We start from the raw sequence: 15457 nt of genomic DNA on the forward strand, positions 1-15457 counted from the left end.
CATTGGTCAGTGCATCTCGTGCTGGCCAGTGCTTACCAGTACTCTGCTTGCCCTCGCCTCTGCTAGTCCGAAATACTTACGTTTTATTGCGCTTGAATAAGCTGGGCAACAAATCGCTTTGCTTCTTGCCTTGATGGCAATTCTACATGCCGATAAGTATTCGCATGTTTAAAGGCAACGGTTGTTTTATTTATGGAGATATTTGAAACTAACGCACCAGACATGGCGCAATTAAAGCTAGAGATAGAATTTTGAAATTGCATAGTAAATACTTCTTTTTTTAAGTTATTTGTTTTGAATTCCTCGCAGGTTGGGTAAAGAAATCGAAAAACGATAATTAGGCTCTTGCGTGAACACTAAGTTTCAGAAAGAGCCCATATTTTACGAGGTCACTTCAGATAGGAGAAATGACCTTTGATAAGCTTAGAGATCTTATCGAACCACTACGTTAGCAGCTTGAGGGCCTTTTTGGCCTTGTTCAACTTCGAAGCTAACTGCTTGGCCTTCAGCAAGCGTTTTAAAGCCGTCTGAAGTGATTGAACGGAAGTGTACGAATACGTCTTTACCGCCAGCTTCTGGAGTAATAAAACCGAAACCTTTTTCTTCGTTAAACCACTTAACTGTACCGTTTACAGAATTAGACATAATAATAACCTTTTAAAAAATTGATGTAATGGTGGAAACCACCGAATAGCCGTAGACATAACTAAGCTAGTAAAGCAGTTGTATATCTATCTAGCACTTCAATTAGAAGGTGTAAAGAAAGGTACAGCGCAGTATTAGGTAAAGCATAAAACATATCTAGAGCGAGCGGGAATGTACAGGTTATTCGCGAAGATGTCCAATTATTTTTAGATTATTTTTTAGCCACACCTTTTTCACACATTCTTTGTTTGTATTTTGAATACGTATGTTTATTCAAGGTGCTTAAAAGCTGCGCTAACCTTACTTTTTTGTTTTAGGTTCAGATTATGACAGACACGTATGCGTTAGCAGGTAAAACAGCCATTGTTACTGGAGGCGGAAAAGGGCTAGGTAAAACTCTCGCTCGCTTTCTACTAGAAGCAGAAATGAACGTGGCCATTTGTGGGCGCACTGAAACTGCGGTCAAGCAGACTGTAGAGCAGTTAGACGCCCTATTCCCAGGTAATGTCATTGGCCAAGTTTGTGATGTATCGAAAAGCGCTGATGTTGCCAGTTTTGTTAGAAAGGTCATAGATACATTTGGCGAGCTACACGTCCTAATTAATAACAGTGGCTTTGGTAAAGAGACCCTTATTTGGGAAACCTCAGAGAAAGCATGGGACGAAGTAATGGATACTAACGTAAAAGGGACCTTTCTCATGTGTAAAGAGGTCGTGCCTCACATGATTAACAACAAGGAGGGCTACATTATCAATATCGCTTCTCAGGCGGCATTGAACGGCTATGCCAATGCAGGCGTTTACTGTGCATCAAAATTTGCGATGGTGGGGCTTGGAAAAGCGTTGCAAGAAGAGGTTCGCCCCTACGGTATTCACGTTCATTCCCTAAACCCTGCACTGATACAGTCGCAGAAAGCAGAAACAGAGAAAGTGGACGATGGCCTGATTCAAAATGAAGACTTAGGCAACATGGTGGTGTACCTGTTGAGCCAACCTCGCCGTCTTAAAATTGATAATATCGGCCTATGGGGCTATTAATACCAGTCCGCATAGTACGTTTAACGAGAATTGTAAAACTGTCTTAAAGCGTTAACATTTCCTAATTATCATAAAAGCGTGTTGTTTGCGTTTACTCAAATAAAGTACTCACCGTATATGTGTACAAAAAGTAACGGCCAACACGCAATCACAGTGCAGTGTGCCACCGCATTATTCCGGTGGCTCGAATGGGAATTTGTTATGCGAATGCTTCACACCATGCTTCGAGTTGAAAACTTAGAGGCCTCTCTTCACTTTTATACCTCACTGATGGGCATGCGCCTTCTTCGCCAGTCTGAAAACAAAGAGTATGAATACACGCTAGCTTTCGTGGGATATGGCGATGAAACCGAGAGTACCGTCTTAGAACTTACCTATAACTGGGGCGACAACACCTACGATAAAGGTAACGCGTATGGTCATATTGCGATTGAGGTCGATGATATCTATCAGTTTTGTGAAAACTTAGAAACAAGCGGCGCTGATGTATATCGTAAACCGGGGCCAGTAAAAGGCGGCTCCACAGTGATTGCTTTTGTTCGCGACCCCGATGGGTATGCAATAGAACTCATACAAAATAAATCCATTTCGCTATGAAATGGCTCAAAAACAAGAACTGAAGATGCAGCCAGCGTAATCAAAGCGATTTGAACGCTTAAGTCGCCAAACTATCAACTTAAAAACGTGCGGCTCTGGAAAAAACGATAAAAACCACATGGAGTGATACTACATGCTACGTAACCGCTTATTATTTTCGCAAAATGATAAAAACAAAAGCCAAGCTAGAACAGCGATAAGTCGGAAGCCTCGATCGGCGCACAATATAAGCTTGCGCAGAAAGCCAAAAGCAAAAGCAGCCACTATTCTGCCAGCGTTGTTTGTCGCTTTTACCGGTGTAGTTGCTGCTGGTAGTGCGTTATCGGCCATGGCTGCAAATAACGAGAGTGAGCAAACACACGCTGACACAAAAGAAAATGTTGAAACGCACTTTACCGTGATAGCCCATCGCGGCGCGTCGGGCTATTTACCTGAGCATACCCTTGAAGCTGCTACCCTCGCCTTTTCTCTGGGCCCTGATTTTATTGAACAAGATGTTGTTATCACCAAAGACGACATACCCGTTGTGCTACACGACATCTACTTAGAAACGGTCACCAATGTAGAAGATGTGTTTCCTGCACGCCACCGCGATGACGGACGCTATTACGCGCGTGATTTTACTCTTGAAGAACTGCGACAACTGCTGGTACACGAGCGCGCTAACAGTGACGGGAAGCAAGTTTTTAAAGATAGGTACCGCGGAACGCATGCTAATTTTAAAGTGGCCACGTTAAATGAACACTTTGAGCTAATCAGCGAGCTAAATCGCCAATTTGAAACGTCTGTAGGGGTTTATCCTGAAGTAAAGTCCCCTGCCTTTCACATTAAAGAAGGCGTTGATGCCAGTAAAATCGTTGTAGATGCCTTAAATGCTTACGGGTTTGGTGGGGAGAGCGGTAATAGCTACCTGCAATGCTTCGATTTTAACGAAGTTAAGCGCATTCGTGAAACTCTGGGCTATAAAGGCAAAGTTGTGATGCTGATTGGCGAAAACGACTGGGGCGAAAGTGACACAGATTATAACTGGCTGCGCACTCAGGAAGGCATGAAGCAGGTTGCGTTGTATGCCGATGGCATAGGCCCTTGGTTAGGCCATTTACTCGATAATAAAGCGAAGGCTCAAGGAGAAATAGAAGCCGCGACATGGATTGCCTACGCCCACGAAAATAACCTGACAATCCACCCTTACACCTACCGACATGATTCACTACCAGCAGGTATGAGTTCAGAACAAGTCTTGGAAGTTTTAGACGAGGTGGTAGGTGCTGACGGTGTTTTCACCGATCATTTAGTACCGGTATTAAAGTGGCGAGAAAAATTAAACTAACGCATTTTAAAGCGAGTGTAGGCGCGATAATTAGCGCCTAGGATTTTGAAAGTCGCACCACCACGCGTCTGTTTTGGGCGCGGCTTTCTCGCGTATCGTTTGGCGCAATGTGGCGTTTCTCACCGTGGCCTGTTAACTGAATTCGATCTTCAGGTACACCTAGCGTAGTCAAATAGCTTTTTACTTCGTTAGCACGTCGAATAGACAACTGTTCATTATTATAGCGACCGCCATAGCTATCGGTGTAACCATCAAGAAGCACAAGCTCAAGCTCGCTGTCTTCTTTTAAGTATTCACCTATCATGGTTAAGCGCTTCTGCGAATATTTGGTTAGCTCTGTACTGTTGTTTTGATACGACAATACCGTGTAGGCAATGTCATCAAAACCGAAGGGCAATAAGTTCGATACACACTTCACAAATTCACGATACACACCAGAGAAGTTGCTAGCGTTTAATGCCACACTCACTTGGTCATATTTGTTATACCAGTCTTGGTAATAGATTGTGGGCCAAAAGCCTTTTTCTAATTCAGACAACATAGTCCAAGCCGCATCCTGCGGAAGGTCGCCATTGTACTGTTTACGAATAGACATGTCGGCAATGGTTTTAGGCGCAACGCCGGGCATCCATTTAGGTGGTACAGAATAAACAGCAGCCATATCAAATTTGCTTGGCAGCAAATACATGTCCAGTTCGAATTCCATATTAAGCTGCTTCGACGCTGAGCTCGTGAACATGGCTTCGCCATAACCGGGTAGTTCGTGGTTCAAGGTACACTGAAGTCGCGTGTCTTTGTCTATTCGCCAGTTGGAGCTTTCTATGGTTGCAGAATATTGCCGCATGGCAGCGTGGGAAGACAATGACCCCAGCATCCCCAATAAAGCGATGTATTTTAATTTCGACACCATTTCGACACCATAACGAAAATCAGACTAACACAGGTAAAAGACAACACTACGTGCACAAATTACCGAACATAATGAATCAAATTAGCTCACACAAAAAGAAGAAATGTGCCTAATGATTTTTTCACGCTTAATTTGATTATCGTCCAAATTGTAGAAAAGTTTAGCGTTTAATACCATTCGCGTTTTGTACTTTTGTTAGCCCCCTGATTTAACAGTTTATAAATTGCAACTGGCAACTCGAGAGTATCCTTGCGATAATTCTTTTACGCAATATGCTTCGCAGGTTGGTACGCATTTTAGTCACCAACCAATTAACGCAATCGAGTCTTACAAGAGTGTTTATGTCTGCCAACCCGCCCCTTCTCTCCCAGCGCTTTCGAGGTTACTTTCCCGTTGTTATCGACGTTGAAACAGCCGGATTTAATGCAGGCACTGACGCCCTGTTAGAATTAGCCGCGGTAACGGTGAAAATGGATGAAAACGGTATACTTCATCCTGATCAAACTTTTCATTATCACATTGACCCCTTTGAGGGCGCTAATCTAGAGCCAGCAGCCTTAGAATTTAATGGCATCGACCCTAATTGTGCATTGCGAGGGGCTATTGAAGAAAGCGAAGCCATGAAGGACTTATGTAAAGGCATCCGCAAGGCGCAAAAAAATGCAGACTGCCAACGTTCAGTTATTGTTGCTCACAATGCAACGTTCGATCAGAGTTTCGTCAATGCCGCGATAGAACGCTGCAATATAAAACGCACGCCGTTCCATCCGTTTGTTTCATTTGACACCACCAGCCTTGCTGGATTGGCCTTAGGCCAAACGGTTTTGGTAAAAGCATGCCGTGCAGCGGGGATCGCATTTGACCAAAGTGAAGCGCACAGTGCGCTGTATGACGCCCAAAAGACCACCGAGCTATTTTGCTATATGGTAAATCGCTATAAAGCGCTAGGCGGATGGCCTGTAGAAAATAAAGAGTAGTTTTATTCAAACTGATATAAACAAAAACAGCGCCAAAAGGCGCTGTTTTTTTATAACCTTTAAACAGTTTAGCTTATAGCTTGTCTGCTTCTTCAGATAGGTACTTAGCAACACCTTCAGGCGACGCATCCATACCAGCTTTACCTTCAGTCCAACCCGCTGGGCAAACTTCACCATGCTCTTGGTGGAATGCTAGTGCATCAACCATGCGTAGCATTTCATCAACGTTACGGCCAAGTGGAAGGTCATTGATTACCTGATGACGTACCATACCTTCTTCGTCGATTAGGAATGAACCACGGAACGCAACGCCATCTTCTGGGTGCTCAACATCGTATGCCTGGCAGATGTCGTGCTTAACGTCAGCAACAAGGGTGTACTTAACCGGACCAATACCACCTTGATTTACCGGAGTGTTTCTCCACGCATTGTGTGAGAACTGAGAGTCGATTGAAACACCGATCACTTCAACACCACGCTTTTTGAACTCGTCGAAACGCTTGTCAAAGGCGATAAGCTCTGACGGGCATACAAACGTAAAATCTAGTGGGTAAAAGAATACAACAGCTTTCTTGCCCTTGATTGCTTCACTTAGTGTGAAAGTGTCAACAATTTCACCACTACCAAGTACCGCTGCTGCAGTAAAGTCAGGTGCTGGACGGCCAACTAATACACTCATGAGTCTCTCCATTTATATTTGGATTGTAATAATAGAAGTGATTACGTTGCGTAACCACTTTGATAAGAAATTTCCTTCAAAGAAAATAGGTACGAATATGGAAATAACAATATTAAACAACGAGTTTTTTTACTGATCATACCAATAACCGCTTAACATCAACCCACACTGTTCAGTCTTTCTTCAATTACCTTGTATTAAATTTGTCATTATCCACTTGCTAAAGCAAAGAATAACAATTATTATCATTTACAGATTCATTTGGAGTATGTTTAATGTTTGTTTGCATGTGCTATGGGGTAACTGATAAAAGCATTCGCGCAGCGGTTGAAGAAAACGGTGTGGGAAATATGCGAGAGTTACGTCAACATTTAGAGCTTGGCTCACAATGCGGTAAGTGCATCAACATGGCTCAACAAATCATTGACCAAACTATCGTCGATGAGTCGTTATTTAAAGACGTTGGCTAGATAATTAGCCAACCCGCGTATTCTTAACACGCAACATCACCGCTCTACGTATCCTTTCCTAGACTTAAAACACCGTATTTATTATCACGATTACTAATTTTAGTGGCCTAAGTCATATACTAGTTTAAATACCTAAGTAATATTCACATCGTCACCTAAAACGATAGGTTGTTGTCCTTTCAAACTCAAAGTTAGGCTCATTTTCTTACTTTCACTGAGTGCAGCGTGCCATTTAACTACGTAGCTTTGCTGAAGCATGCCCTAGGGCCTGTTGACCTTTGTTGTACATTTTTGCAGCGGCCTGTGTGCCATCTAGACAAGGCGAATGTTTGACGGTTTAGTGGTTCTAAATCGAGAACATTCAACGCAGTATAGATGGCACAAAGGCGCTGCCCTAAGGGGTCGTTATGGAAGCCTTTTACTCTTTGTCACAGTCCTTTAACTTAGCCCGCTAGGCTTGCAGGACTGTTTCGCGATTAAAAGGCTTCCATTTAGACCAAAGAGTGCGCCAACTTCACCTTGAAAAGGGTTTTCATTTGGCAGCGAATCAAACAGATTTTGGGCGCCGAGAGTAACTTGTGTTTGAGGCAGTACTTTCCATGCGACTTGGGCATCGAATGTGGTTAACGCATTGCCGTATATGTCCATCCCTGCGGACGCATCAAGATGGTCTTCATAAAACTCACCGTAATAGTTAAGCCGCCAAGTAAATGCCCAATTTCCTTTCGATTGCTCCAGCGTGATACTGCCTCGATGAGCAGGCAAGTTATCTTCCAGCATACGAATTCTTGCTCGTGTTAGATTAGGTAGAAGCCGTATTTCGTCCCCCACTTGCGCAGGATAAAGTGTAACCCGCTCTACTTGTGTGTCTGTCCAGTTGAAGGCAAGAAGTAAAGAATTTGACCAATCAGCTAGCGCAAAATTGTAGTTAACAACTAAATCGACACCCTGAGTTTTTGTGTCAAAGTCATTAGTAAAATACTTTGCAGCATTATATTTCGCCGCATCTGGACGACCTTGGGCAATAAGCGCACTAATGTCGTCGTCGGTTAACGGGATTGCAGATGTCGTACTAATGCGATCAGAGAGGCGAATATTGAAATAGTCGAGCGTTGCAAAAAAGTTCTCGCTTGCCTGCATAACAAGCCCAAGGCTAAAGTTCACCGATTCTTCAGGCGTAAGTGGCGTTGCGCCCAGCTGCAGCGAGATAAGATCAGTTGGAGGCAGCGTTGCTTGGTCTTCCAAACCGTTAACACCGTAGGCGGTAGTTACGTTGATAACATTACTCTGCCCTACTGTTGGCGCCTTAAAACCGGTATTTGCAGATCCGCGTAATGCAAAAATATCATTTAATTTATAGCGAGTGCTTAATTTGCCATCGAATGTCGAACCGAAATCACTGAAATGCTCTACACGTGTGGCCACGCCAAACTGCCATGCTTCAGTAACATAAAACTCCAAATCAGCGTACACGGCCCAATTACTTCTGCTCCAGTGCCCGGCACTTTGAGGCTGATACCCCGGAAAACCGTTGGAACCGATGGAAAAGCCTTGGTTTAACCCAAGTGGCGGCTCTAGAGCGAAAGGCCCTGCAATATATGACGCTTCATCGCCGGACTTTTGAAAATAGGTTTCTTTGCGCCATTCCAAGCCCACGGCAATGCTAACCGGGTCATCAAAAATAGTCTGAATCAGTTTGTTAAAATCTAAGTTAAGCGTTCGCTCTACCTGCGACACACCACCGGGCGAAAACGACGTTGGCGTTTGTGGCCCTAACGATGGATTAACCGTATTTGAGATGGTGTACTCAATGTCACTGTAGCCCAATGTCGCACTGGCATCCATCGCCCAGCCATTAGGTAACTCATGTTTAACGCCCATCGCAACAGAAGCATCCGTTATCGTGCCCCCAAATTTTGGTGTGAAACCGCCAGGGAACCACTCGTTGAAAGCAAAACAGTTGGCACCAAGCGCCGTTGTGTTATCTGCAATAAGTTGATACGTGGGGTCCAGCAATACGCTATTACTAGACAAGGTTATAGAAGGGCAAGCAATTCCACTTTCCAGCCCGTCGAGATCGGCTACAATCAGACGACTTTCCCCTGTATTTGGGTCGGTTCGGCTGAACACCCCTTCTCGGGTTTGCGGATTTCGAAAGTAAAAACCACCGTTTATTTCTCTTCTTGCTGCAGTGGCAAAGCTGTAAAATTGTGATTTAGACGAAATGTCTGCGCCTGCGTTTAGCGCAAGTTTAATATCTTCGTTAACATCAAGCGCTCCCCATACTTGGGACGGTGACGCGATGAACACATTCCCTTGGTCAATCAAGTTCTGCGCATCAACCCGCTGTACAGAGCGCGACGTGCCATTTTGCTGACGATACTCTGCCGTTGCGTTTAAAAAGCCGTTTTCTCCAATAGCAAAGCCCTTATTCAACTGCACTTGAAACAGTTCGCCGTCGCCTTCACTGTATCCGCCAACTTTCAGCGCAACATGGCCTCCTTCACGAGCATCCTTAAGTACGAAGTTAATCACGCCTGCAATGGCGTCTGAGCCATACTGGGCTGCTGCACCATCTCGCAATACTTCGACTTGCTTTAACGCATAGGCAGGAATAACCGATATATCAGGCCCTTGTGCACCGTCAGATAAACCGCCGCCTAAAAACGTGATTACCGCAGAGCGATGGCGTCGCTTTCCATTAAGCAGCAAAAGCGTGTGATCCGAGGACATGCCTCTAAGGTTCGCCGGCCTTACCAGGCTACTGGCATCATTGATGGGCTGATCGTTTACGTTTAACGAAGGAACCATCACGCTTAACATAGAAAGCACGTCTGAATTTCCCTGTGAGTTGAGGGTTTCAGAACCAATCACATCCAAAGGAACTGGTGAGTCAACAGCACTTCGAGGCGAGTTACGAGTACCGACGACCGCAATTTTTTCAAGTCCATTGCCTCCCTCGTCTGTTTTCTTTTCGGCATTTTGTGGCTGTGTTTCCTTCGCCACTAACGATGAACGAGAACGAATACTTACCGCACCGCTTTCATCAGTCACTACCGCCAATTCTGTTCCTTCAAGAAGCTGTGCCAGCGCTTCATTCAGTGTGAACGTACCTTCCAATGCATTTGTTTTCACTTTTTTTGCTAAATCAAAAGGAAAAAGCAATGTGGTATTTGCCTGTTTAGCTAGTTCGGTTAGCGCTTCATTAGCATTTTGTGCGGGTATTGAAAAGCTGTAAGCACCCAATTTTGGTTCGGTTTGGTCGAGTGATTGCGAAGAGCTGTCTGTTTGTGCATGAAGCGTTGGCGCTGGTGCTATGAAAAGAAAAAAGCCGGACGCTATGTGTAGTGCCGAGAGGGACAAAATACGGGAGAATTTGCACATTCTTTTTTGCGAAAGGCATTGGGCCGAACACGCGAGGGCATGCAGCTTTTCTATTGCCTTTTTGGTTTGCCTGCTTATCGCAAAATTGCTGTATTGCAAGATATAAAATCGATGTGCTTATTATTTTAATTATATTGTCACATTAAAGAAATTGATGCCAACTACGAATAGTAGAAAGCACCTATCTTTCAGAAATATTTAACTTTTCGCTAGCTTAAGCTCAATACTTGTTTCTGTGACTTTCTCGTAATTGATATTAAAGCTGCTCTTAAGTGCTGACAACAAACCGTCTATATCCCCTACCTTAAAGTAGCCCGCTACACGTCGCTTGCGCAGACTTTCATCCGAAATGTTAAAGCGAACGGGTGTATAGCGCCCAATCTCAGCTAATACGGCCTCTAGCGGTTCACCTTTAAATACAATCATACCTTGTTGCCACGCTAAGTCGTCATCAATGTCATTTTGAGACATGCTTTCACGGGCTTCCACTTTACCTTGTACAGTGGCTTTTTCACCCGCGAACATGAGAAGCCCTTCTTCAGCAACAGGACGTTTAGTGAAGAGCGATTCATTTGAGGATGAAGCCTTAAAGCGATCTTTCACCAATACCTTTCCGTCGGTAACCACTAACTCAAACGCATTATCATCCACATATTGCATATTAAAAGCAGTACCAACAGCGGTAACGGTGTTGTTGCCTGCAGTCACAGAGAACGGACGAGACGTGTCGTGAGCCACTTCAAAGTGTGCCTCCCCTTTCAATAAAACGATATTGCGCGCCGTTGATGAGAAGTCTACGGTAACTACAGAGTTTGTATTTAGATGAAGTTTAGAGCCATCGGCTAGCGTCACGTTTTTCTGTTCGCCAACACCGGTTTGTACCTTTTGTGTTACCGCTGCGAATTCAGGGGTGCTATTTAGCCACGTGCGCTGAACCACTACCCCAACAGCAATTGCCATCACTAAAAATGTGGCCGCAATGCCCCAAACCGCTGTTTTAGGCATATTGCGTTTTTTCGACGACTGACGTGAGGTAGGCTGCGGGAATAAACCGCTCAATTCATTTAATACCGACATGTCGTCCCACAAGCTAGCTGCGTCGAGCAAAGCTTGACGATGCGCATTACTTTCCGACAACCAAGCATCTAGCTCCGTCTTTTCGTCACTGTTTAAGCCGCGATCGAGACGGCTTATCCATAAGCATGCTAGCTCTTGGATATCTTCTTTGCTTGAAAACTGGCGAATATTATTCATGTTAACTACGGCTTATGTCCTGAGTCGCGTTAGCAGTGGCACGGGGGGATGCACTGTCCTTTGACAGCTCGGCTAAGTACCTAGAGCACATCATTAAACCTTTGGCGACATGCTTCTCAACGGTGCTTTCACTTAGCCCCACAAGCTCTGCAATCTCTTTTTGTCGCATGCCATATACTTTTTTCAGCAAAAATACGCGTTTTACATCAGCAGACAATGTATCTGTCGCTCGGCAAAAATGAATAAAACGCTCTTTGCTTTCTACATTTTTTTCTAAACTGTGCCCTACAAGTTCATAAGGCAAAATATCCATGTCATCGAGCTGCTGCTTATTTTTGTTTTCGGCTTTCGCAACATGGTTCAGCGCTAGATTACGCGCTGTCTTGAGCATATAGGTACGCTCATACTGTATTTCTTGTTTTAACTCTGCTTCGTAGCTTTTAATAAAAGCTTCTTGCACGATGTCTTCAATGTCGTCGGCGCCAACAATAGAACCTACCGCACGCATTAGCTTTGAGCGGTATTTTAAGAAGGTTTCAGCTACTGTCGACTTTCTCGTCATAATATTAAATATTGTGTGTTTCGATTTGCTTACATTGGCATCAATAATGCCTGCTTTTTCGTTCTTTTTCACCTAATAAAATAAAAGGGGGCTAATGCCCCCTTAACTTTGAAACATTAAGTGAAAGTTCGGTTTATAGGTAATTGCTTACCTCTTAAAAAGTGTAAACACCTCTTAGGTAGTAGAAGCCACCGTTAATACCAATTGGTGATGTTGTCGGATACGCTGAACCGGCAATCTGTGCATAGGTGATACCACCTGCATCAGTATTGTTTTCGTCAGGGTATTCATCAAACGCGTTCTTAGCACCAACAGTTACTGTGAAATCTTCAGTGAAGTTATATGCCACTTCAAAGTCGAACGTAATTTCAGAACCTACTTTGTCAATCGGCAATGCAGAGTCTAGGTGATCTTCGAAAATGCTACCGTAGTAGTTCATTCTCGCAAGGAAGCGCCAGTCGCCATTAGTGTGGTTAGCTGTTGCACTGTAACGTACCGCTGGAAGGTTATCTTCTAGCATGCGAATACGGAAATCAGAGATATTGTCCGACGCGCGGTCAACTTCTGTAGACGTCCAGTTATATGCAAGTGAGAACTTAGTTTCACCGCCCATCATATCCATCGAATAGTTCGCTACTACGTCTACACCTTCGGTGGTGGTGTCGAAGTCATTAGTAAAGAAGCTGATTTCAGAGAAGCTAGACGCATCGTTGATACCTTGCTCAAGCAGCGTGGCAATGTCTTCTTCAGTCAGCGCAATACCAGAGGCAGTACTGATACGGTCAGTCAGTTCGATGTTGTAGTAGTCTGCGGTAATGAATAGACCATTATCGAAATCGGCTACCACACCAAACGTGATACTTTCTGACTCTTCAGGCGTTAACTGCTCACCACCTTTAAGTTGAGACACTGGATCTGTCGGAGGCAGTGTTGCGCGGTCAATAAGTTCACCACCTGTACCAAACGCGGTAGTTACGTTACGCACGTTGCTTTGACCAAGGGTAGGTGCTTTAAAGCCTGTTGAGAACGCACCACGGAAAGCGATGTTCTCAAGTGCTTGCCAACGGAAAGCAATCTTACCTTTCGTTGTGTCACCGAAATCAGAGAAGTCTTCATAACGTAGCGCACCGGCTAACATGAAGTTTTCAGTGATATACGCTTCTGCGTCAATGTACAGTGCGATGTTGTTGCGGGACACACGACCTTGGCTATTGGCCGCCAAGCCAGGGAAACCATTTGAGCCAATGCCAAAGCCTTGTGTCGCCAGCGGACCTATTTCATAAGAGGCAGTATCACCTGCAAAGCTCTCATAACTTTCGTTGCGATATTGGAAACCAGTTGCCACGAATAGTGGTTCATATAAACCAACATCGAACGGCTTAGTGAAATCAATATCAAGGGTTTGCTCAGACTGCGTATAGCGACCTGGGCTAAATTCTGTAGGTGTTTCTGGACCTAAAGACGGGTTGATGGTGTTGCTAATAGCAAAGTCAACTTCGTTTTGGCCTAGGTTCAAGCTCACGTCATAAGTAATATCGTGGTCAAGTTCGCCTTTCGTACCAAAGACAAGTGACATATCTGTAACCGTACCACCGAAACGAGGCGTGAAACCACCCGGCAACATTTCGTTGAACGCCCAACAGTCAGGGTTGTTCTGAACTTCGTTAATATAACGCGGGTTCTCTAGTACGTTATCACCAACTACGATGTCGGTTGGACAGTTACCTGACATATCACCGGTTAAATCACCAACAAGCAGTAGTTGCTCGCCATCGTCATTTGTACCACCATCGTTCACACCACCACGATTGTGTGGGTTACGGAAGTAGAAACCACCTTCAACCTCACGCTCGGCGTAGTTACCAAACATGTAAGCTTCTGAGGTAGCAGAAAGCTCTATACCTGCATTAGCGAAAAGTTTGATGTCGTGTTTGATTTCAGGTGAGCCCCAAATTTGCGCAGGATCTGCTACAAACGTGTTCCCAGCCGCTATCAATGCAGCAGCGTCGGCACGCTGTACACTTCGAGATGTGTCGTCTGCAGTACGGTATTCAGCTGAAAGGTTAATAAAGCCTTTGTCAGAAAGAGGAAGACCTACGTTACCCGACATCTGAATCATGTCGCCGTCGCCTTCGTAGAAAGAGCCGTAACGGGCTTCAAACGAACCGCCTTCTGATGCATCGTTAAGTACGAAGTTAATTACACCCGCAATCGCATCAGAACCGTATTGTGCTGCTGCACCATCACGAAGTACTTCCACTTGCTTTAATGCCGCTGCTGGGATAACAGAAATATCAGGACCTTGTGCACCGTCAGAAAGACCACCACCAAGGAAAGTGATAACCGCAGAACGGTGACGACGTTTACCATTTACAAGCACAAGCGTGTGGTCTGATGCCATACCGCGAAGGTTAGCAGGACGAACAAGCGTTGAAGCATCGTTGATCGGCTGGTCGTTTACGTTAAAAGACGGAACAACAGTCTGCATCATAGATACCATATCAGTGGCACCCTGCTGCTTAAACTCTTCGTCAGAAATAATATCAATTGGCACCGCTGAGTCAGCGACCGAGCGAGGCGCTGCACGTGAACCAACTACCGCAATTTGTTCAAAATCTTCGGCCTTAGCACTCTCTTCAGCTTCTTGCGCATAAACAGGTGCAGCGGCCATTACTGAAAACGCAGCTGATGCGGCTAATACGCCACGCACGTTTTTGGTCAATAAAGACAAGGTTGTATTCATGGTGGTTTCCCGGAGTTTCTCTAAGACACCTTCAGCGTTTTAAACACATTAAAAAAATGCTCAGAGTAGTTGTTATTTTTTACCTTCAACACTGACTCATTTGCGGTCAGATGGTGTTTTTTATAGAACGCAAGATATTAAAAAACAAACCTTTTTCGACAAAATAAAAATATTTTTTCACTCCGTAGAGGATTTTAATTTCTGACCTGTCTATATAACTTTTACGGGAATAAAAGTGCGGGATTTTTGGCGGGTTTTAATAAAAAAAGCCGACTATAAGCCGGCTTTTAAATCGTTTTTTACAAACCTAAAGATTTGTACATGGAAACAAGATTTACTCTGCTTCTTTGTACTTTGCAGCCGTTTCTTTAATAAGCGGTTGAAGCTCGTTTTGTTGGAACATTTCAATAATGATATCGCAACCGCCTACAAGCTCACCTTCAACCCATAGTTGCGGGAATGTCGGCCAGTTTGCATATTTTGGTAGTTCTGCGCGGATATCTGGGTTTTGAAGAATATCTACATAAGCAAATGGTTCGCCACATGACATCAACGCTTGCGATGCTTGTGAAGAAAAGCCACAGCTAGGTAGTTTAGGAGAACCCTTCATATACAACAAAATTGGGTTTTCTTCGATTTGCTGCTTGATTCTATCTAGCGTTGATTGATTTTCAGTATTATCCATTTGATTCCTCTGAGCACAAAAGTGTATTCCCAGTTAGATGGGAATGCATGAATGATTTATCAAGGGAAAGGGTATCATAATTTTATGTTTAATTACCCATAGCTGAATTGATCTTTTCAACCTCTGAATCGTTATCTACCCATACATTGCAATATAAATTAGTGTCACATTTTAACTTTTGAAA

14 protein-coding genes are annotated in these 15457 nt (G+C 44.2%); 5 read left to right on the forward strand and 9 right to left on the reverse strand.

Annotated elements, in window-relative coordinates:
- Nucleotides 1–83: 83 nt before the first annotated feature.
- Nucleotides 84–263 carry a hypothetical protein gene (locus tag F0261_RS15780; RefSeq protein ID WP_014978694.1) on the reverse strand — a complete coding sequence of 60 codons (180 nt, stop codon included), beginning with the start codon at nt 261–263 and terminating at the stop codon, nt 84–86.
- 169 nt (nt 264–432) lie between these two features.
- On the reverse strand, nt 433–645 hold the full coding sequence (locus tag F0261_RS15785) for a cold-shock protein (protein WP_014978693.1): 213 nt from the start codon (nt 643–645) through the stop codon (nt 433–435).
- Between the two features lie 326 nt (nt 646–971).
- Between F0261_RS15785 and F0261_RS15790 the strand changes: the two genes are divergently transcribed.
- The 3 genes from F0261_RS15790 to glpQ all read left to right on the forward strand — a co-directional run bounded on the left by F0261_RS15790 (nt 972) and on the right by glpQ (nt 3609).
- On the forward strand, nt 972–1682 hold the full coding sequence (locus F0261_RS15790; RefSeq protein ID WP_014978692.1) for an SDR family oxidoreductase: 711 nt from the start codon (nt 972–974) through the stop codon (nt 1680–1682).
- Between the two features lie 201 nt (nt 1683–1883).
- Entirely contained in the window at nt 1884–2279 is a 396-nt protein-coding gene (gloA, locus tag F0261_RS15795) for a lactoylglutathione lyase (RefSeq protein WP_014978691.1), read from the forward strand.
- Nucleotides 2280–2412: 133 nt separating this feature from the next.
- Entirely contained in the window at nt 2413–3609 is a 1197-nt protein-coding gene (gene glpQ, locus F0261_RS15800) for a glycerophosphodiester phosphodiesterase (protein ID WP_171338419.1), read from the forward strand.
- A gap of 37 nt (nt 3610–3646) precedes the next feature.
- On the opposite strand, the gene F0261_RS15805 is transcribed toward glpQ, so the two are convergent.
- The gene (locus tag F0261_RS15805; RefSeq protein ID WP_014975986.1) at nt 3647–4519 is read right to left on the reverse strand and encodes an OmpA family protein; all 873 of its coding nucleotides are present in this window, start codon (nt 4517–4519) and stop codon (nt 3647–3649) included.
- A 341-nt stretch (nt 4520–4860) separates the two neighbouring features.
- Here F0261_RS15805 and rnt point away from each other — a divergent pair, with 341 nt between their 5' ends.
- Nucleotides 4861–5496, forward strand: coding sequence for a ribonuclease T (rnt, locus tag F0261_RS15810; RefSeq protein WP_014948771.1), 636 nt, complete (start codon nt 4861–4863; stop codon nt 5494–5496).
- A gap of 73 nt (nt 5497–5569) precedes the next feature.
- Here rnt and F0261_RS15815 read toward each other — a convergent pair whose 3' ends face one another.
- Nucleotides 5570–6175 (reverse strand): peroxiredoxin, encoded by a 606-nt coding sequence (locus F0261_RS15815; RefSeq protein WP_014948770.1) that lies wholly within the window; start codon nt 6173–6175, stop codon nt 5570–5572.
- Between the two features lie 275 nt (nt 6176–6450).
- Here F0261_RS15815 and F0261_RS15820 point away from each other — a divergent pair, with 275 nt between their 5' ends.
- Nucleotides 6451–6645, forward strand: coding sequence for a bacterioferritin-associated ferredoxin (locus F0261_RS15820; protein WP_014948769.1), 195 nt, complete (start codon nt 6451–6453; stop codon nt 6643–6645).
- A 438-nt stretch (nt 6646–7083) separates the two neighbouring features.
- Here F0261_RS15820 and F0261_RS15825 read toward each other — a convergent pair whose 3' ends face one another.
- The 5 genes from F0261_RS15825 to F0261_RS15845 all read right to left on the reverse strand — a co-directional run bounded on the left by F0261_RS15825 (nt 7084) and on the right by F0261_RS15845 (nt 15273).
- Nucleotides 7084–10008, reverse strand: coding sequence for a TonB-dependent receptor (locus F0261_RS15825; RefSeq protein WP_171338435.1), 2925 nt, complete (start codon nt 10006–10008; stop codon nt 7084–7086).
- Between the two features lie 219 nt (nt 10009–10227).
- Nucleotides 10228–11283, reverse strand: a complete 1056-nt coding sequence (locus F0261_RS15830; protein WP_014978688.1) for a FecR family protein — start codon at nt 11281–11283, stop codon at nt 10228–10230.
- Between the two features lies 1 nt (nt 11284).
- Nucleotides 11285–11917, reverse strand: a complete 633-nt coding sequence (locus tag F0261_RS15835; protein ID WP_014978687.1) for an RNA polymerase sigma factor — start codon at nt 11915–11917, stop codon at nt 11285–11287.
- A gap of 82 nt (nt 11918–11999) precedes the next feature.
- Complete coding sequence (locus F0261_RS15840; protein WP_014975983.1) at nt 12000–14588, reverse strand: TonB-dependent siderophore receptor; 2589 nt, start codon at nt 14586–14588, stop codon at nt 12000–12002.
- 334 nt (nt 14589–14922) lie between these two features.
- The gene (locus F0261_RS15845; RefSeq protein ID WP_014948765.1) at nt 14923–15273 is read right to left on the reverse strand and encodes a Grx4 family monothiol glutaredoxin; all 351 of its coding nucleotides are present in this window, start codon (nt 15271–15273) and stop codon (nt 14923–14925) included.
- Between the last annotated feature and the right edge of the window lie 184 nt (nt 15274–15457).

The sequence above is a fragment of the Alteromonas sp. 07-89-2 genome (genome assembly GCF_013113925.1).
Classification (GTDB): domain Bacteria; phylum Pseudomonadota; class Gammaproteobacteria; order Enterobacterales; family Alteromonadaceae; genus Alteromonas; species Alteromonas macleodii.

Excerpts from the sequence above, each read along its gene's own strand:
- F0261_RS15780 (WP_014978694.1), bottom strand. The coding sequence starts at position 263 with ATGCAATTTCAAAATTCTATCTCTAGCTTTAATTGCGCCATGTCTGGT.
- F0261_RS15785 (WP_014978693.1), bottom strand. The coding sequence starts at position 645 with ATGTCTAATTCTGTAAACGGTACAGTTAAGTGGTTTAACGAAGAAAAA.
- F0261_RS15790 (WP_014978692.1), top strand. The coding sequence starts at position 972 with ATGACAGACACGTATGCGTTAGCAGGTAAAACAGCCATTGTTACTGGA.
- gloA (WP_014978691.1), top strand. The coding sequence starts at position 1,884 with ATGCGAATGCTTCACACCATGCTTCGAGTTGAAAACTTAGAGGCCTCT.
- glpQ (WP_171338419.1), top strand. The coding sequence starts at position 2,413 with ATGCTACGTAACCGCTTATTATTTTCGCAAAATGATAAAAACAAAAGC.
- F0261_RS15805 (WP_014975986.1), bottom strand. The coding sequence starts at position 4,519 with ATGGTGTCGAAATTAAAATACATCGCTTTATTGGGGATGCTGGGGTCA.
- rnt (WP_014948771.1), top strand. The coding sequence starts at position 4,861 with ATGTCTGCCAACCCGCCCCTTCTCTCCCAGCGCTTTCGAGGTTACTTT.
- F0261_RS15815 (WP_014948770.1), bottom strand. The coding sequence starts at position 6,175 with ATGAGTGTATTAGTTGGCCGTCCAGCACCTGACTTTACTGCAGCAGCG.
- F0261_RS15820 (WP_014948769.1), top strand. The coding sequence starts at position 6,451 with ATGTTTGTTTGCATGTGCTATGGGGTAACTGATAAAAGCATTCGCGCA.
- F0261_RS15830 (WP_014978688.1), bottom strand. The coding sequence starts at position 11,283 with ATGAATAATATTCGCCAGTTTTCAAGCAAAGAAGATATCCAAGAGCTA.
- F0261_RS15840 (WP_014975983.1), bottom strand. The coding sequence starts at position 14,588 with ATGAATACAACCTTGTCTTTATTGACCAAAAACGTGCGTGGCGTATTA.
- F0261_RS15845 (WP_014948765.1), bottom strand. The coding sequence starts at position 15,273 with ATGGATAATACTGAAAATCAATCAACGCTAGATAGAATCAAGCAGCAA.